This is a genomic window from Sphingopyxis sp. NFH-91, from assembly GCF_021401285.1.
Taxonomy (GTDB): Bacteria; Pseudomonadota; Alphaproteobacteria; order Sphingomonadales; family Sphingomonadaceae; genus Sphingopyxis; species Sphingopyxis terrae_A.
In genome coordinates, this window is sequence record NZ_JACBGA010000001.1 from 922,055 (window position 1) to 939,571 (window position 17,517).

Here is a 17,517-nt window from a genome sequence, read left to right on the forward strand (position 1 = left end):
CAGGGCCATCGAGACGATGGAGGTTCCCATGACAGACCGTGCATCCGCGATCATTCGGATCGGCGGGGCGATCAGGAGCGATCTGATCGAGCCGCTGATCGACGCCATAGCGTGCGACCATGGAATGCTCGACTGGGTTGGAGCGACCGTCGATGCGTCCCACATTGTCGATGGCCAAGCCCTCGAAATCTGCGCCCATGGCCTGGTTGGCGGGCAATTCGATCAGGTCGAGGATTTCTGCACCCACCACGGCATTCCTTTTGTTCGCAATTCGGATCCGTGTGTCGGCGCGTTCAGCGCTCAGCGTGCCGTCTATACCGGCGAGGGCGATCCGCTATATTTCGACACCAACGGGTCGGACCATGTTCTCATGAGCCGGACCGAGTTGAATGGGCTCGGATCCATAGCCGCGGCCGACGCCTGGTTCGAAATTGCCGCATTCGTTCCGCCTCCGATTTCGATCGCTTCCGCGCCGGAAGAGCAGGGACCGTGGAGCCGCCGCGCCGGTCATCCGTTAGCCGACTGGAAATACGAGATCTCAAACGATGACACGCGTCTCGGCTATCTGGACTGGATTGCCGCCCGCGAAGCGAATGAGACCGGTGATACGATGCCAAGAGCCGAAGCCGTCGCCCCGGATGTTCCGCAACTCTATCTCCACCTCTATCATGGTCGCAAAGATCCCGATGAGAACCTCGAAGACTGGGGCAGTGATGGACCCGTCATCGGGCCGCTCGCTTATGTCCACACCACCTATATGTGTGACGTCAAATTTGCTGCCACACCTGAAGTGATGGACCGCTACTTCCCGGCGGTGATGTCCGATTGGCGGGCGCGAGGATTGTCGAACGTCGTCGGCCCGCTGTGCGATTGGCGCCTCACCATCTTCAACGATTATGTCGAGCATGACGGGGTCTACTACGGCGACTGGACGGTGTTTACTGCTACTCCCAGCGAGTTGAAGCGGCAGCCGCCAAGGCCACGGAGCCAGCGTGATGGCACGACGTCCGTCGACGTCCATGTTTGAAGGTTCATCGTTTCGGCGTCTGTGGATGGTTGAAAGCGTTCCCAATATGCCCTATATGAAACTCACTAAACTAGGAGCGCCGACATGTCTCGCACAGCCAGTATGGCCGCTATCGATGTAGATCGCATCCTGCGTGACCGCATCCTGGCAAGCGCCGACCGGATCATCAAGATGATGCCAGCTGCCGCCAAGACGGCGGCGATTGGCAGCATCGACGTCCCCGCGCTTGTCCTGAATATCGCGCGCGGCATTCCGTCGGTCGAAGCCGGCGATCCGGAACAGGCGGAAGAGATTACCCGGGCCATCGCCTTCAAACGGCGACTGATCGAAGCCGCAGGTGGAGCTTTCGATGCCGAAGCAGTTCGCAATCTGCTCGGACACAAGACAGTGCAGGCCGTCTACAAGGCCGCCCGGGACCGTCGCCTCCTCATGATCGATGACAATGGTGCCAAGCTGTTTCCGGCATTCCAGTTCGATGGCAATGCCATCCTCCCGGCGATTCCCCGCGTTCTCGGTGCTGCACCCGGGGCGAGCGGCTGGGCGGTCCTCCAGTATCTGGTGAGCGGCGACGACGGTCTGGGCGACGCGCGGCCGATCGACCTCCTAAGGGGCAATCAAGACGATGTCGATCGTGTCGTGCGTGTCGCCCAAACACTCGACGACTGACAATGGCGGCAAAATCGATGATGCCGGTGGCGACGATCGCTGCCGGACGGACGCTGCACCGTGTTCATGGCAAATCCGTCGACGCGCGCTGGTATGGCCGCAAGGACGCGTCCTGGCGCTGGGACGATCCCGACGGACAATTCGGCGTTCTTTATCTTGGGAAAACACTGGTTGGCCCGTTCGCGGAAAGCCTGCTGCGGAAGCCCGCTGACCGGGACCTGTTATGGGACCGTGTCGAGCAGAAGCGCGCGGCTACGTTCAAGACCAGACGAACACTACGCCTTGCCAAGCTGCATGGCCCCGGTCTCGCCTGGTTTCAGACCACCGCTGCCGGCGTAGCGGCCGATTTCGATCCGGTCACCAATCCTGGTGGTTACGACATTACGCAACGGATTTCCGCGATCGTTTATACCGAGACGGCGTTCGATGGCATCCAGTATAGGTCGCGCTTCGACACGGACGAACTTTGCATCGCATTGTTCGAGCGAGCGGATCCCGCAATCGACCTGACCGGTGAGAATCTGCAGATCGACAAGGGCTGGGTCCGCAAGATCCTCAAACCGCGTGGATTCGAACTCATAGAATTCTAGATCCACCGTCGATCCCGGTTGCGCGTTGAGCTACATATTTTGCAGTGGATTTTTCACTTTTGCGAGAAACCGCGCAGGAAATGAACCGCCGAGCGCGGACGTTCGAGGCGGATACCCAGCATTTCAAATTCATTCCTGTTCCCGGAACCTCACCACGCCGGCGTATCGCGCTCGCCGGGCAATCGACTTCGATCCAGACAGCGCAAAAAAATGCGGCGACCATCGAAGCTGACCGCCCAGCGCGATAATTGTTCCGACAACAGTGTCACGGTCTTCGACGACTATCCTGGCCGAGGAGAAGATGTCGATCCGCCCGTCCGAATCGACCTCAGAGGCGACGAATGATTGTCGGCTTAGCGCCCTATTCTGTTGAAGAAGTCGCCCGGCGGACTGCGGAGGGTGGAAGCGGACGGGAGGCGAACGGCCTCCCCACCTTGATCAGGCGGTGGCGAGGTGCTGGATCGGGAAGATCTTTGCCATTTTCCGGAGGTTTTGGGCCGCGGCGGCGAGGTGGAACTCGTCACGGGCACCATTGGGGCCGCGCAGACGCACCCGCACCGAACTCGAGCTTGGCATTGGGGTCGATCGTATTATCGTCGATCGTCTCGGCGATCGCCCGCTCCATCATATTGGTGACGCCCGCGACGAGAACGATCAGGTTCGGGACGTCGCCAACGGGCTGATAGGCGTTGCGGACCCGGTCGTAGACATGGACGGTGCCCGTGGTCGCAACCATGCCGACGAAAAGCCCGATGCCGACGAGCGTCTGAAAGCCGAAAGCGACGATCCCCATGCCGTTGCCGCGCACGCTCGCGAGTAGCGCGCCGAGCGCGATCCCGGCGACCGCGACGATGAGCACCAGCGTTTCGTAGCGCGGATCGGCAAAGATCATCGAGACGAGCCGGAACGCGTCGACGGTCTCGTTGAACCCGTCATAGGTGTGGAAGCTGGTTTCGAGCGCTAGCGCAGCGGTCGGCACGGTGGCGGCGAGGGCGGCGATCAGCGCGGAAAGGAATCGGGAGCACATCGCGATCAGCGATTGCGGTTAGCGGCGGCACCGGCGGCGTCGCGCGCGTCGCGGTCGCGCTGGCGGACGAGCCCGGCATAGTTCGCCGAGAGGTTGGCCTGGTTCAGCGCCGCCATATAGGACTGGCGCATCTGCGCGCGCTGGCGCAGCACTTCCTCGCGAAGATCGCGCAGCTGCTCTATCCCCTTGGTGAGGATGCGCGTCTGGCAGATATTGGCATTGCCTGCGTCGGCGGCACCGGCGGCCGACGTGCCGCGCTCGGCATTCGACAGCGCGAAATCGATGCTGCGAGTGAGATCATTGAGCATCTGGTAGGCGAGGGTCAGGGCGACCAGTTCGTCGGTATCGCCGATCACGGCATCCTCGACGCCTTCGCGCACGCCCCATTCGAGCATCCGGTAGATGGGGAGCGTCTTCACATTGGCGACGAACTGGCGCTCTTCGGCAGTCAGCGCGGCGCGGGTGCGGATCTTGGTCGCGATCGTCTGCATCCGTTCACGCGCGAGGACGAGCGCGCCGCGGCCCGGCCCGTCAGTCGCGCAGTCAGCGCTGGTCGGCGGGACGTTGAGCGACCGGGCCTGGACACGTCCGGTCAGGAAATCCTCGACGCCTTCGGTGTCCTGACGCGGGCAGGCAGGGATGGCCGAAAAGAGCGGCACCTTGTCGGTCGCGTCCCAACGCATGTAAACATCGCCGACCCGCGCACGCATCACGCTGGTCCATTCGCTGGCGCCGACGCGCGCGGCGGCGTGCGCGAGCAGCGAGCCGGTGCGGAAGATGTCGGTGACCTCGCGCGGGCAGTTGGCGAGCGCTTCCTTCAGATCCTCGGTCGGATTATTATTGTTCGCCTCAATCTTCTCGCGGCTTTGCTGATAACTTTTCGCATAACCCTGCTTGATCGAGCGATAGCCGGTCATCTCCTCGATGATCCCCGACATATTGTCGTCTCCTCGAGCGATCTGAACCATGCGGTTCGCAAGGCGGCAGTCGTTGACCTGGATCGAGTTCAGGAAGTTGGTCGCCGCCTCCATCTTCGAGATGATGTTGCCCATCTTCTCGTCGAGGGTTTCGAGGAGATACTGGAAGGCGACGGCGGGCGCGGCCTGCAGGATGCTCTCGAGCTTCTGGACGAGATAGTCGGGATCGAGAAACGACATGCCGCCGAGGAACATGTCGATGCCACCGCAGCCCGCGCGCACCTTGGGCAGCGTCACGCTCATCAGATAGTCGTTGTGGACGTCGACGCGGCCCGAGAAGCCGCCCGCGGTCACATAACCGCGCGCCTGGTCCTCGAAACTGCCGGGCGACGTGTAGGTCACATTGTCGAACCAATGCTCGGCCCAGCTTTGGGCATAGGCTCCCGGCGCGCCGGCTCCGCAGGTTGACAGGATGAGGGCGATCATAATGGCGCGGCGGCCGCCAAGCGAGGACATCAGCGTTCTTTCTCAGGGGCGGGATGTGGCAGGCTGAACCCGCTCAGGGTCGCTTGTGTTGACCTCTCGCGACAAGGGCAGAGGCACGTACGCGCCTCTCAGAGGCAAGGTCCTTCCGCCAATATGTCCCACGCGAAATGGGCCACTGCCATGTCGATCATCGCCTCGTCCCATGTTTCAGGGTCGGCAAGATGCCGTGATGGATTGCAAACGCTTTCAAAGGTTCGTATGTGTATGATCTAAGAAAAGGATACACATCATGCGGACCAACATCGTCATCGACGATAATCTTATGAGCGAAGCTCTCCGGGCAACGGGCCTCAAGACAAAGCGTGAGGCCGTTGAGCTCGGCTTGCGGACGTTGCTTCGGCTTCGCAAACAGGACGAGATTCGGAAGTTTCGGGGTAAGCTCGCTTGGACGGGCGATCTTGATGCCATGAGAACCGACGGGTGATCCTCGTCGATTCCAGCGTCTGGATCGATTATTTCCGGGGCGATGCCACACCGCAGACGGAACGATTAGACGCATTGCTAGGCGCCGAGCCACTGCTGACCGGCGACATCATTCTGGCTGAAGTCCTGCAGGGTTTCACCAGCGACCGCGACTTCAACGTCGGGCTGAGATTGATGGGGTCTCTCGACCAGATCGATATCGGAGGTCGCGATATCGCGATCCAGGCGGCCCGAAACTTTCGGGCACTACGCGGCAAAGGGGCCACTATTCGCAAGACCATCGATACGCTTATCGCCACCCGTTGCATAGAAGACGGGTTAGCACTGCTCTACAGCGACCGCGATTTTGATCCTTTCGTGGAACATCTCGGACTCTCGTCGGCCATGTCGGACGCACGCCGATGATGTGATCCCTGCAAATCTGGATCGTAGCTCCAGATTTGCAGGGATAAGTCGTTGCTCGATTTCGCTTCTTCGCCCTGAACGGATATCCAACCGGAATAAGCTCGAAGTTATGGCTTTGCTCGGCGTTGCGGTGAGATGTCCGGCCCTTGAGCAACAATTCCCGTGAATTTCGAAAACGCCCGGACCCCGGCTTGCAGGGCGCATGCCGGTCAGTATCTTTACGGCGAGATATAAATTGCGCGCGATATTGGGCGCATGATTCGGTGCCAACGGCAATCGGAATGATCCGGTTCGTATCGTTCACCGGTCGGACTCATGCGGCCGGGTATCCGGATTCAGGATAGGCTGTTTCGCTGAAGCTCGTCCGATCAGGTCTCGACTGATTTCTCGGGAGTGGGCAACGAGATTGCGCGTCTTTTCGCGAAGCATGAGCTGGCCAATAATCCCTTCAACATAGGCGGGATTCGTTTTGTTGATGACTGCCAGAGCCGTTTCGCACCTCGCGCGGCCGCAATGCTCAATAGCCCCGACTACATAGTCGGGTCCAAAATGCTCGGCGACCGCTGCAAGGTCGAACATATCGCGCGGCTGGAAACTCCAACCGCGATAGAAGACCTTTTTAGCGATGATTTCCGCTGGCGTTTCAAGCGCGATGGCGTGACCTTGAACGTCGTGCGCTCGTGTTGGATCTGGAATGATGCTGTCGCAGCAGATGAAATCAATTTCGCCCAGATCGTGATAAGCAAGCTTCAGCATATCGGTGCCTGCCTGATAGCTGTCAGGAGCGTGATCGAGTTTGATGCCTTGCGTTTCCGGATTGAGAAATGGGAGGATTTGTGGATCGTCCAGAAACAGGTCGATGTCGTGACTTTCACGATGATCGATCTGCAGCATCAGTGCGGTTCCGCCGCCGAAGCTCCACTGAGGCGCGAAGCCGTTCGCCTTCCTGAAATGGTCAAGAATATCTACGGCGAGATTGAAAAGGACCGGCCATTCGCTCGGCCGCTTTGCAGACACGGCGTCAGGCCGCCAGCGGTAGCGTGTAGCCCGAAAGTTCGGAGATTTTATCGGCGACTTGGCTCGCTTGACTTGCGTCTACGCCCATCGCTGCCATGAACTGTTCCTGGACGTTCAGCGGCACTTCGGAGAAGAAAGCGAAAACCGGCGCGTTGCAGTCAATCGCGCTCTTCAAGTCGACGATCATGGCAGCAAGCTGATGTGCGGAAACGGCCGCCCCATAAGGGGCGTTCACCGTCGTCAGCACTTGAGTTACAGCGTTTGCCATCATTCCACTCATAACACGATCCTGTTTGGATCGTTGTTTTCATATAGTCGCGAGCGGTTATCAAAACAAGAATCTCGCTCAGGTCGCGTCCTACGCCCGACGCGAGGCAATAATGACAAGACCAGATTCAGCTTATGAAGCATGCATCATGGCTTTGATGTTTCAAGCAGATTCCGCGCCAGAGCTAAGAAAGTTCCGTCCGGCTTATCGCGACGGGCCCCCAACGATTCCAGTGAATTTCGAGAGTGCGCGGACGCCTACCGCTGGGCGAACGCCCGTCAGCATCTTCGCGGCGAGATAGAGGTTGCGCGCTAAATTGGGCGCATGATCGGTCCCGACGGCGATTGGAATGATCCGGTTCGTATCGTTCATCGGACGCACCCATGCGACCGGATGCCCGATCCAGGGCAAGCCGAGCCGGCCCGATCGCAGCATCGCTTCCTGCGCGGAAATGGCGCGGACCTGCCAGCCATATCGCCTTCCCAGACTTCCGAGCTTGGTCCAGAGATCGGCGCAGGGAACGCAGCCGGGCGCGGTGCTCATCTCGACGACGAAGGCCGAACTGCGTCCGCGCAGTTCCTCGGTAAAGTCCGGCGGGAAAGCGCGCGTCACCGGAACGCGCGAGAGCCAGTGGTTCATCGCCGCAGTTGTTCCGACCGGATGGATCGCGGCGCGCGCTGCATCCTCGCGGCTGACAGTCTGCGCCATGCCGGGCGAAATGACTAGGATGCTCATGCTCAGCGCGCTTGCACATCGCGCCAACATACTGAACTCGCCTTGCAGGTAAGGGGATTTGCTCTTACCTTGTGCTATTGAAAGGACTCGCCACATGAACGCTGTTACCATTACCGCGAAAGGGCAGGTCACGCTGCGGAAGGAATTGCTCAGGCATCTCGGCGTCCATCCAGGCGACAAGATCAGCTTTGACAAACTCCCCGGCGGTGAAATCAAGATTCGGGCCATCAGGCCTTCCGGAAAGATTGAGGATTTCTTCGGGTCACTCAAGCGGGAAGGCCAGCGGCCCATCTCGATCGAGGAGATGAATGAGGCCATTGAAAAGGGCTGGGCCGGACAGCTGTGAAAATTACTGCCGACACTAATATCCTCGTCCGATCCGCAACGCTGGACGATCCCGTTCAAAGCCCCTTGGCAAAAAAGCTCCTGAAGGAAGCAGAACTTGTTGCTGTGACGCTTCCGGCCTTGTGCGAGTTCTGCTGGGTGCTCAGAAAAGTGTATCGCTATGAGGCGGCAAGGGTCGCTGCATCGGTCAGATTGCTTATCGACGCCGGCAATGTCGCAGCGGACCGACAGGCTGTTGAAGCGGGGCTTGCAATACTGGAGCAAGGTGGAGACTTCGCTGATGGGGTCATCGCCCACGATGGCCAATGGCTGGGAGGCGAGACCTTCGTGAGCTTCGATCGAGGCGCTGTTGGCCTTCTGGCAAAGCATGGGCAATCTGCGATGAACCCCGATCAATCGAAAGCTTGATCCAACTGCGCTGCGCTGCTCGGCAATAGACGCTGTCATCGACGCGGCTCCAAGCCCGCACCGACGAGGTCGCCGCCCAACACACGGGGATCGGTCGCGGAAACCGGCCCATTGCCGAGTGCGTCGAAGAAACCATCTTCCTCGCCCGCGCCGGTCAGGAACTGTTCGGGCCGAATGTCGCCGAGCATCAGCCGCACGGCCTGGTATGTGGTCTGCGCGAGATTGGGATAGGATTCGACACCCGACGCGATCACCATCCTTGCCGAGCTGTCGCGGCGGATCACCATCGTCGTCGGTGTCACCTCGACGCCGAAGCGCTGTCCGAGCTCCGGTCGGCGCTCGAGATCCATCTGTGTGACCTGCCAGCCCGTCTCCTCGCGGAACCGTTCGAGGATCGGCCATTGCACCCGGCAATAGCCACAGGAATTCCGCGAGAACATGACGAGCGCGAACTGGCTTGCGTGGGCGCGGAGATACCGGCGGCGAACCGCTTCCTTCTCGGCACCCATCGCCGCGCGCGCGTCGCCGACGATCGGGTTGGCGGACTTGGCATTGAGTTCGGGGTTCTGAAGCAAGGCGATCTGAGTCACGCCTGCGAACGCACGTGCCTTGCGCCGCGCGAAGTCCTGCAGCCGCCAGAAGTCCGCGACCGCGTCGACGGTGAGCACGGTCGCTGCATAGTCGCGTTGCTGCTCGATCAGCTTGCGGATTTTGGGCGGCGTCCATGTCGCCAGTTCCGCCATCGGCGGTATCGCCGGCTTCATCAGCGCGTCGGGCTCGGCATCCGCATCTTCGACCGGCGGCGGTGCCTGATACCACCAATAGCCCTGCTTCGGTTCGCGGGTGGGTGAGGTCGGCTGCGCGGCGGCGGGGAAGGCCGTGATGAGCGCCGCGAGGAGGGCAGGGCGGATCACAGCAGCTTCTCCATGCGGGTGAGGCGCGCGATCGGCACCGGTCCGTAATAGCGGCTGTCGAACCCGCTCGGGTGCAGCGAGCCGACATAGATCAATCCCGGCGGGATCAGCCCGTGATCGGGCCGCCAATAGTCGAGCCGCTGGCCATTTCGCCCGTAGGGCTTGGTCACGCCGAGCAGGACGCCGTCGCAATAATACCACCCGTCCATGGCGTGGGGCTCCATCGTCGACGGTTTCTCGATCAGCGATATGCGCTCGCCGGGCATGCAAAGCGCGCGCTTGGTCACCTTGACCGGTTCGGGGCCGGCCAGCGGATGGGAGAGCATGAACAGGACGAAATCGCCCTTCTCGATCGGCCCCGGCGCCGCGCGCACCGCCCAGGCGTCGATCGACGGCGACATCACGAGAATGGCTTGCTGCATCGCCCAGCACGTCAGAAGCCCGAGTGGCACAACGATCGCCGTCGCCTTCCAGAGCCGGTCGGGGCGCGCGGGCTCGCCGAGCCCCGGACTGCCGAGCGCAACGGCTGCGCGCCGCGGCAGTCCCTTCAAACCGATCGCCAGATGCTTACCGGCCTTCCAGGCGAGACTGAGCATCGCGCACCTCCTCTTTTCCGCCGAGGCGGGCAATTTCTTCGAGCAAACCGGAAAGGGCGGCATCGCCGTAAGCGATATGGCTCCCGCGCGGACTTTCCTCCTCGCGCTCGCAATAGGGGAGCACCGGATCGCCCGGGATCATGGCGAGCGCGGGCACGCGGGTGACGCCGTGCTGGCGAAAGACCAGCGGGTCGACGATCACCTGCACGTCGCGCATCACGCATGCCGGTCCCTCGCAGCCGGGATCGAGGCGGAGAATCTCGGCGGTGAGCTTCGCCATCGGCGCGACCTTGGCCATCCCGCCCGGCATGCCGCGAAACGCGAGGACACCGCGTGCCTTCTCGAGCTGCGCTGCATAGGTGCGCAGCGTTGACGACGGCATCGACGAGGAGACGAACAGCACAGGCACCCAGCCTTTCGCCGCCGGCGCCGGACCGGCATCGGCGACGGCCTTGATCTCGGGCGCTTCGAGCCCGAGTGCCTGGCCGAGCCGCTTCGCCATCGCCTCGCGCTCTGCGGCGAAGCGGTCTTTGCCGGTCTCAAGCGCATCGCGGGCGCGGGCTTCCATCGCTGGCGACTTGGCACGGTCGCGCATCGCCTCGAAGGCGCGCCGGCGTTCGACCTCGCTCGGCTTCGGCAGGTCAGATGGGCCGTTTTGCTGTTGGGCTTTGCGGCGCGACACCGCGCCCTTCAGCCGGTCCATCGCCGCTTCGCCCTCGCGTTCTACCTTCTCGCGCGCCGACGGGTTGTCGTCGATGCCCGGCGATATTTGCGCTGCGGCAAGGCCGGCGATGCCGGCTACGTCGGCGAGCGCCACCGCGAGTACGGCGCGGCGCCTAGCGGCCGATGGCCTGCATATAGGCATCGATACGATCCTTCATGTCTGACTGGATGTCGGCCTGCGCGCGGGCCTGAACTTCCGAATAATATTCGGAGAGGTCCATTCGGCTGAAGTCGAGCGCTTGGAACTCTTCGGGCGTGAACCCGCGGCAGTTCGGCGTCTTCACCGGTCCCCAGCCATCCGCGAACGACTTCAGCTGCGGGCGGCCCTGTTCCTGGATGATGCGGCCGAGCTTGGTATTGAAGCAGCAATGGCTGCGCGACTTCTGGACGCAGATGCCGAGGATCTTCGACGAGCAATAGGAGCCGACCTCGACGCACATGCCCGAGCCGCGTAGCATGCCCGTCTCCATGTCCTGCTGGTCGCAGGAGGAGAGGAGGAACTCGATCATGACGTTGACCGCGAGGCTGATCGCGATCGAGGTCGGATCGATGCCGACAATGATCGCATTGGCGCCCGCGCTCGCCGCCTGGCTTGCCGTCGCGCCCGCCTGGAAGGCGGCATAGGCGGCTTGGGCTCCGGTGAACACGCCCTTGGCGATCGCGATCTTCGTCTGCGTCGACGCGATCGACGAGCCCATTCCGTCCTTGACGATCTTACCCTTGTCCTTGCAGCAGTTGGAAAAGGTTGTCTTGAGGCCCGCTGGGCGGCAGCGCAGCGCGCGGCCGCCGAATATCTCGATGTTCCCGAGACAATTGCCGTCGGTGTCGACTTCGCCGTCGGCGGGCGCGCCCGGATCGTCGACGACGGGTTCATCCTCGATCGGGTTTGCCGCGGTATCGATGCAGGCGTTCGGCGAGCAACTCGGCACGCCGCCGCTCGCCAGCGTCTCGCACGCATATTGCGAACCAAGCGGGCAGGACGACGCGCCGCCGGGCTCGGGCGCGCACGATGCCCGTTCGATCGGGCACTGCCAGCTACCACCTTGCATCCCGACGCAGCTAGCGGTCTCGCCCGCGTCGTCGGCGTCACCATTGCCATTGAGGTCGACCGCGCAAATCTGCTGCGCCTGCGCTGCCGACGCGTAAACGGCGAGCGCGAAGGCGACGATGCCGAACAGGATCAGCGCGAGGCGCGACGGCCAGAAGAGAAAGCGGCCCATCATCGCGCTGTCGCCGTGCAGGCGAGATCGGCGCCAGCGAGCCTGACCGTTTGCATCATGACCACCGCCTCGGGAAAGGTATCAAGGCAGCCGCAGGGCGTGACGATGGTCTCGCCGGGACCGGCGGGACAGACATTGCCCGGTGAGCAGGCGTGATAGAAGGTGTCGAAGCCGGTCGGGCTGGTCTGCTGCGCGCCGACGACGCCCGCAGGCGCCGCGTCGGTATTGGCTTTCGCAGAGCGCGTCTTGCAGACCGCCTCGCAAGCTGGAACCGAGCCGCGATCGGGAAGCGCGAAGGCGCGCGTAGACGCGGCGCTGCCGCCGTCGGCCGTCCGAACGCGGTCGGCGAGCAGCGTCTCGGTCGAACGATCGATGATATAGGCGCCGCGCGACAGGTCGGGTTCGGGCATCGCGCCGGTGTCGATCGCGCATTTATAGGTCCGCTGGCGCAGGAAAAAGTCGCGGGTAAGGGTAGCGGTGCAACTGCCCGTGCCGAACTGGCGCGACCGCGGGAGGGGGCGAAGGCCGGTGCCGACGCCGTTCAGAAACGTCTGGACGCCATCGACGCTCTCGCTGTCGAGGCGGCACTTTTGATTGGCGCCAATATCTTCGCACTGGTCGACGAGCCGGTCGCTCGGTTCGCATGCGTCCGAAACGCGAATCTCGACGTCGACCAGTCCCCATTCGGTCGTGAGAGGCGCACCGCCGCCGCCGCCGCGCACGCGTGCCGACACCGTCGTCGGCCCCGCCCGCAGGTCGGTGGTAAAATCATAGGAGGTGTAATTGCGCGCCGCGCCGCCATCGGTGCGGCAGTCGCCTGAAGGCAATCCTGTCGTCAGCCACGGACGCGGCCCCGCGGAGCCGACGACGCGGCCGTTGATGCGGCCCTGGACCCAGTCGTCGGCGCCCATCTCGACGATCCGCGCCGACAGGAGCTTCGCGGGGTCGCTGACTTCGAAGCGCGCGGTGAAGATCGGCGGCGCGCTACTGCAATTGCCATCTCCGATGATGCGAAAGCGTCGGCAGCCTTCGCCGCAGCCCTGAACCGAATAGATGACGCCCGTCGCGGAGACGATATCGCCGGGCGACCAAGCTTGCCGCGGCAGCGTTCCTGCGCGTGCTTATCAAGACGGTGCCATACAGGATCCGTGGCCTGCTGCCGGTTTGGTGGACACCGAGATAGGGTGTTTCCACCTATCGGAGGTCCACAATGCAAAGAAGGAAGTTCAGCCGCGAGTTCAAGCTTGAGGCGGTGAGGATGGTCCGCGAACGCGGGGTGACGATCGCGCAGGCGTCGCGCGATCTGGATGTGCATGCGAACGTGCTGCGTAAATGGGTCCGGGAGCTTGCCGCCGATCCGGGTCATGCCTTTCCCGGTCACGGTCAGATGAAGCCGGAGCAGATGGAGATCGATCGCCTGCGGCGCGAGCTGGCCAAGTTGAAGGCGGAGCGCGACATCCTAAAAAAAGCCGCCGCCTACTTCGCGAGGGACTCGATATGAAGTTCCAGTTCATCGCGAAGCACCGAGGGATCTGGCCGGTGGCATGGATGTGCGGGGCGCTCGGTGTCTCGCGAAGCGGCTTCCATGCCTGGCTGATCCGCCCGCCGTCGCAGCGTGCCCGCGACGACGAGGTGATCGGTGCGAAGGTCCGTGCCAGCCATGTAGGAAGTTATCGCACTTATGGCGCGCGCCGTGTCTGGCACGACCTGCTGGCCGATGGGGTGTCCTGCGGCCTGCACCGGATCGAACGGCTCATGCGGGCGCAGGGTCTGCGAGCGAGGCCGCGGCGACGCGGGCTTCCCAAGGATCACGGCGATCGTTCGGTCATCGCCGGCAACGTGCTCGATCGCCAGTTCACGGCAGACAGGCCGAACCAGAAGTGGGTGGCCGACTTCACCTATATCTGGACGGCCGAGGGATGGCTCTATGTTGCTGCGGTGATCGACCTGTTCTCGCGCCGGGTGGTCGGATGGTCGATGACTCCCAACATGACAGCCCAGCTCGTCACCGATGCGCTGATCATGGCGATCTGGCGGCGCGGCAAGCCCGATGCTCTCCTGCATCACTCGGATCAGGGCAGCCAGTATACCAGCGAGCAGTTCCAGCGGCTCATGGCCGACAATGGGGTCACCTGCTCAATGAGCCGGTCCGGCAATGTATGGGATAAACACCTAACAGTCCACGCGGACCACTCGGTGGGGGCCGGTCAGATTCGAGGGGCAGGAGCCAATGTGCCTCCCATATCGCTCGCGCGAGACGCAAGTTTCCGCAGTGCGCACGCCGGACGTATCTCACACCCATTCCTCGCCCAAGACTGCAATTGGCGCATGAAATCGGCGTCGGAGGGCCTGCTACTGGCCCTCCGACGCCGCGATTTTCATGCGGTATAATTTTTCCCGATCGATTGGGACAGCTAAAGCATTAGAATTTTGCGCCGATCGCGACACCATAACGCCGCGGATCAAGCGTGTAGATATTTGTAAAATTACCGGAAGATGCATCGGTGACATAAAGTCCGGTAACTGAGTTGCTATCGAAGATATTCTGAACGAACCCCCGGACAAACCAGCGCTCGTCGGCACCATTCAACTGCAAAACTGCATTAGCCTGTACGAAAGGTTGGATGCGATTAATTCTGCCGTTGAAGATATTGCCATATTGCTTTCCGGTCATGGAAATGTCGACGCGGGGGACGAGTGTCATACCATTCCCGACCTCTGCCGTGTACTGCACGCCCATCGAGACCTTGACATTCGGCGCTTGCGGCAATGTGTTGCCCTTGATGTTAACCTCGACGCCAGGACTCAATACCTGGATCCCGCTGTTCGCAGGGATAGCGCTCGCGAGGACACCGCAAATGCCGAACGCGCCGCTGGAGGCGATATTGCCGTCCGAAGGAAATTCCTGCGGTGCGCGAAGGCCGAGAGCCGCATTTACGCCCGCAACGAACGCATCAGCAACGCCAGGCGCAGGTCCCGTGACAGCGCAGTGCGCACCATTGCTGATGTCCTTGATAATCACGGCATCAGGATCCCCGCCGCCCGGATCACGCGGATTGGAGAAGAATTGATCGCCGGCGACCTTGGCATTGAGATAGCTGAAGGACAGATTGATAAGCCAGTTCGGGTCCGGCCTGATGACAGACTCCAGTTCGACACCCCAGATATTGGCGTCAACCGTGTCATTCACGGACGTTCTTGCCACGATGCGGCTGAGCTGCAGTCCACTATATTTGTAGTAAAATGCGGTGGCATTGAGTTGTAACGCGCCGTTTGCGAAGACGTTCTTGGAGCCGATCTCGAAGGCATCGATCGTTTCAGAGCCGAAACTCTCGCTGACGGCGAAAATCGGAGAAAGCGGAGGATTGATCCCGCCGGATTTGTAACCCCTAGAATAAGATGCATAGAGTGAATTGTCCGGCGTAACCTCGAAGGCCAGAACTGCTCGTCCGGTAATTTCGTCGAAGCTTACTTCGCGAAACTGGGCGAGCTGTTGGCCCGGCGTCCCCGGGTCGGCATCGAAAAGCCCAGACGGCCCGGTGAGGGGCGTTATCGGGGTATCGAACGGATCTCCATCATTGGCATAAGGGTTCAGGAAACTGATCAGCGTCGTACGCGCCGTCACATCCTTCTTGTCATTATTGTAACGCAGCCCCCCGGTCAACGTCAGCCGGTCGCTTAGATCGAAATAGACCTCGCCGAAAATGCCATAGCTCTCTAGATTCGATTCCAGCGAGTTGTTCCGATACATCGACGTCGCGAAATAGGATGGCGGAAGGCCGCCCGACAAGGAGCCGAATGAACCCAATACGGCACTGGCGTAATCGAGCGCAAACGAGTTCACATAATAGCTATTGTCGGTGGTTTTCGATTTCGCGTAAATTCCGCCCAACAGGAAATTGAACGGCCCGTCGAAGTCACTCGTGAGGATGAGCTCTCCGCTCCACGATTCGCGTTGTTCCGAAGATCGATCGAAAGAAAGCGGCGTTTCGGAACACAGCGAGTTCCCTTCGAAAGCGCCTCTGCTTCCATCATCATTATCCGACGTGCACAGCACGCCCTGCGGACCGTCCGGGATTAGAGCGCCGGCAATCGGCGAAAAATAGGCCGAAGAGCCGGGAATGAAGGCTGGCGCCGGCGGAGCAAGACCTGTCGGTAATCCGTTAGCCGCAAAAAAGTCCAACGTATTGAGCGCCGGGGCGAAACCGGCACGGCTTTGAATTCCAAGAAAATAGTCCTGCCTGGAATCGACTTCAGTATCCTGATAAATGCCGGTGGCCGTCAGGGTCATCGCGCCGAATTTTTGCTCAAGGCGCGCCTGCACCTGTAGCTCTTCGGCAAAATAGAAAGGGGTATAGGCCGTGTTGACGACACGCACATCGCCAGGCTCCTGAAACCCGGAAAACCCATCAGGGCCATAAAGGCTGCCGAGGCCGAGCACGGCGGGAATGCCCTGAATGGCGAAGAACTCGGATGAACTGAGCGTCGCACCGACCGTTGAATTTGCGTTCGTGGTATCGAAATCACGTCGATTGTTCAGGCATCCGAGCACGCCCAATGGATCGCGTTGGCACGTTTGTTTCTGGTTTCTGAGGCGCGTGTCCTTTTCCCGGAAATAATAGCCCATGAGATCGATCGTCGTATCAGGACCGGGTTCGAAACGAAGGGAGCCTCGCAACGCATAGAGGTCCCGAGCGTCGATGTCCGATCCATCATAGAGATTCGTCGTATAACCGTCGCGGTTCACATATATGCCCGCCAGCCTCACGCCGATCATATCCCCGATCGGGACGTTGACCATGCCACGCGCTTCGATGCTGTTGAAATTGCCATACTCGAATTGCGCTTCAGCCTCGAAACGGGAGAGTTTGGGTTTCGCGGTCACAACATTCACGACCCCGGAGGTCGCATTCCGGCCGAACAGGGTGCCTTGAGGTCCGCGAAGGACTTCAATCCTTTCCAGATCGAAATATTCGGTCTCGAACAGGCGTGTTCCGAACAAGGGGGATCCATTGACATGGATTGCGGTCGCAGCATCGCAGGTGACGCCGACGCACAGGTCGCCAACGCCGCGAATAGTGAATGAAGCTGAGGTGAAATTGCCTTTCGAGAAAGATACATTGGGCAGCGTCAGCTGTAGATCCGAGGCATTTTCGATCTGCTGGCTTTCAAGCGCCTCAGCGCTGAATGCGCTGACAGCGATCGGTACGTCTTGCAAGCTTTGCGCCTGACGTTGCGCTGTCACGACGATGACATTGTCACCGCCATCTGGCTCTTCGGCTATGACTTCCTGAGCATTTGAGACCTGTGGCAACGCCATCACGACGGCGCTTGCCAACCAATAGGCTTTCTTATTCATCACCCTATCTCTCCCTGTCTCGATTTTTTCGTTTCTTGCGCGAACCCGTCCTTGTCCCCGATTGTCGATGTTCAAAAATGGGGCAGCTCGCCGAGCTGCCCCGAGTTTGAGGAGTGGCCAGAAGGAGATTTCCGGAGAGGAAAAGATTCTCGCCGCTCGGCTGGAAGATGAGCAGTTTTTCGGCATTTGGTAAAGAACTTTATTATGGCACTTTATTATTTTGCTCGGGGCGGTGGGAGGTGTGCCATCTCAGATCCGAAGATATCAGTTTATACATCCGATGCTTGCTGTCAGCGCTTCAGCCTTGGCGCGGTCGAGCGCGCGCCGACGA

18 protein-coding genes and 2 pseudogenes are annotated in these 17,517 nt (G+C 61.0%); 9 read left to right on the forward strand and 11 right to left on the reverse strand.

The genetic code is table 11. The features are described from left to right. Window positions 1–28: 28 nt before the first annotated feature. The 4 genes from L0963_RS04535 to L0963_RS04550 all read left to right on the forward strand — a co-directional run bounded on the left by L0963_RS04535 (window position 29) and on the right by L0963_RS04550 (window position 2,531). Window positions 29–1,027, forward strand: a complete 999-nt coding sequence (locus L0963_RS04535) for a hypothetical protein (RefSeq protein WP_120216964.1) — start codon at window positions 29–31, stop codon at window positions 1,025–1,027. An 84-nt stretch (window positions 1,028–1,111) separates the two neighbouring features. After that, window positions 1,112–1,693: a hypothetical protein gene (locus L0963_RS04540; RefSeq protein ID WP_062900454.1), complete on the forward strand. Its 582-nt coding sequence runs from the start codon at window positions 1,112–1,114 to the stop codon at window positions 1,691–1,693. Window positions 1,694–1,695: 2 nt separating this feature from the next. Beyond that, window positions 1,696–2,283: an RES family NAD+ phosphorylase gene (locus tag L0963_RS04545; RefSeq protein ID WP_062900453.1), complete on the forward strand. Its 588-nt coding sequence runs from the start codon at window positions 1,696–1,698 to the stop codon at window positions 2,281–2,283. A 44-nt stretch (window positions 2,284–2,327) separates the two neighbouring features. Continuing rightward, on the forward strand, window positions 2,328–2,531 hold the full coding sequence (locus L0963_RS04550) for a hypothetical protein (protein WP_171005305.1): 204 nt from the start codon (window positions 2,328–2,330) through the stop codon (window positions 2,529–2,531). A 302-nt stretch (window positions 2,532–2,833) separates the two neighbouring features. Here the strand turns inward: L0963_RS04550 and L0963_RS04560 are convergent. Together L0963_RS04560 and L0963_RS04565 are read right to left on the reverse strand one after the other, a co-directional pair. Then, window positions 2,834–3,310: pseudogene (locus L0963_RS04560) on the reverse strand (conjugal transfer protein TraG N-terminal domain-containing protein); the annotation flags it as partial. A 5-nt stretch (window positions 3,311–3,315) separates the two neighbouring features. Continuing rightward, a complete protein-coding gene (locus L0963_RS04565) occupies window positions 3,316–4,713 on the reverse strand; it encodes a conjugal transfer protein TraH (RefSeq protein WP_234178595.1) in 1,398 nt (465 codons plus the stop codon). A 289-nt stretch (window positions 4,714–5,002) separates the two neighbouring features. Here L0963_RS04565 and L0963_RS04570 point away from each other — a divergent pair, with 289 nt between their 5' ends. Next, complete coding sequence (locus tag L0963_RS04570; RefSeq protein WP_058804243.1) at window positions 5,003–5,197, forward strand: type II toxin-antitoxin system VapB family antitoxin; 195 nt, start codon at window positions 5,003–5,005, stop codon at window positions 5,195–5,197. Beyond that, the gene (gene vapC / locus L0963_RS04575) at window positions 5,194–5,601 is read left to right on the forward strand and encodes a type II toxin-antitoxin system VapC family toxin (RefSeq protein WP_058804244.1); all 408 of its coding nucleotides are present in this window, start codon (window positions 5,194–5,196) and stop codon (window positions 5,599–5,601) included. The genes L0963_RS04570 and vapC overlap by 4 nt, the downstream gene beginning before the upstream one ends. A gap of 300 nt (window positions 5,602–5,901) precedes the next feature. Here the strand turns inward: vapC and L0963_RS04580 are convergent, their stop codons facing one another. From L0963_RS04580 to L0963_RS04590, 3 genes are all read right to left on the reverse strand, one after another. Continuing rightward, on the reverse strand, window positions 5,902–6,618 hold the full coding sequence (locus tag L0963_RS04580) for a nucleotidyl transferase AbiEii/AbiGii toxin family protein (RefSeq protein WP_052208291.1): 717 nt from the start codon (window positions 6,616–6,618) through the stop codon (window positions 5,902–5,904). Between the two features lie 4 nt (window positions 6,619–6,622). Continuing rightward, complete coding sequence (locus L0963_RS04585; RefSeq protein ID WP_223181289.1) at window positions 6,623–6,898, reverse strand: hypothetical protein; 276 nt, start codon at window positions 6,896–6,898, stop codon at window positions 6,623–6,625. 192 nt (window positions 6,899–7,090) lie between these two features. Next, entirely contained in the window at window positions 7,091–7,621 is a 531-nt protein-coding gene (locus L0963_RS04590) for a hypothetical protein (protein ID WP_052208289.1), read from the reverse strand. Between the two features lie 94 nt (window positions 7,622–7,715). On the opposite strand from L0963_RS04590, the gene L0963_RS04595 reads away from it, so the two are divergent. Next, window positions 7,716–7,967: an AbrB/MazE/SpoVT family DNA-binding domain-containing protein gene (locus L0963_RS04595; protein WP_039575504.1), complete on the forward strand. Its 252-nt coding sequence runs from the start codon at window positions 7,716–7,718 to the stop codon at window positions 7,965–7,967. Continuing rightward, window positions 7,964–8,374: a type II toxin-antitoxin system VapC family toxin gene (locus tag L0963_RS04600; RefSeq protein ID WP_054588716.1), complete on the forward strand. Its 411-nt coding sequence runs from the start codon at window positions 7,964–7,966 to the stop codon at window positions 8,372–8,374. Before L0963_RS04595 ends, L0963_RS04600 begins: the two co-directional genes overlap by 4 nt. 35 nt (window positions 8,375–8,409) lie before the next feature. Here the strand turns inward: L0963_RS04600 and L0963_RS04605 are convergent, their stop codons facing one another. Genes L0963_RS04605 through L0963_RS04625 form a run of 5 tightly spaced genes read right to left on the reverse strand, consistent with a single transcriptional unit; the run spans window position 8,410 to window position 12,738 of the window. Beyond that, on the reverse strand, window positions 8,410–9,288 hold the full coding sequence (locus tag L0963_RS04605; protein WP_082665250.1) for a conjugal transfer protein TraF: 879 nt from the start codon (window positions 9,286–9,288) through the stop codon (window positions 8,410–8,412). After that, on the reverse strand, window positions 9,285–9,884 hold the full coding sequence (locus L0963_RS04610; protein ID WP_054588715.1) for a S26 family signal peptidase: 600 nt from the start codon (window positions 9,882–9,884) through the stop codon (window positions 9,285–9,287). The genes L0963_RS04605 and L0963_RS04610 overlap by 4 nt, the downstream gene beginning before the upstream one ends. After that, window positions 9,856–10,749: a type-F conjugative transfer system pilin assembly protein TrbC gene (locus L0963_RS04615; protein ID WP_054588714.1), complete on the reverse strand. Its 894-nt coding sequence runs from the start codon at window positions 10,747–10,749 to the stop codon at window positions 9,856–9,858. The genes L0963_RS04610 and L0963_RS04615 overlap by 29 nt, the downstream gene beginning before the upstream one ends. Then, a complete protein-coding gene (gene traN, locus L0963_RS04620) occupies window positions 10,721–11,830 on the reverse strand; it encodes a conjugal transfer protein TraN (RefSeq protein WP_039575491.1) in 1,110 nt (369 codons plus the stop codon). The genes L0963_RS04615 and traN overlap by 29 nt, the downstream gene beginning before the upstream one ends. Further along, window positions 11,827–12,738 carry a hypothetical protein gene (locus L0963_RS04625; RefSeq protein ID WP_188236317.1) on the reverse strand — a complete coding sequence of 304 codons (912 nt, stop codon included), beginning with the start codon at window positions 12,736–12,738 and terminating at the stop codon, window positions 11,827–11,829. Before L0963_RS04625 ends, traN begins: the two co-directional genes overlap by 4 nt. A 299-nt stretch (window positions 12,739–13,037) precedes the next feature. Between L0963_RS04625 and L0963_RS04630 the strand changes: the two are divergent. Continuing rightward, a pseudogene (locus tag L0963_RS04630) lies at window positions 13,038–13,993 on the forward strand (IS3 family transposase); the annotation flags it as partial. Between the two features lie 256 nt (window positions 13,994–14,249). On the opposite strand, the gene L0963_RS04635 reads toward L0963_RS04630, so the two are convergent. Further along, a complete protein-coding gene (locus tag L0963_RS04635) occupies window positions 14,250–17,186 on the reverse strand; it encodes a TonB-dependent receptor (RefSeq protein ID WP_054588702.1) in 2,937 nt (978 codons plus the stop codon). Window positions 17,187–17,517 lie beyond the last annotated feature (331 nt).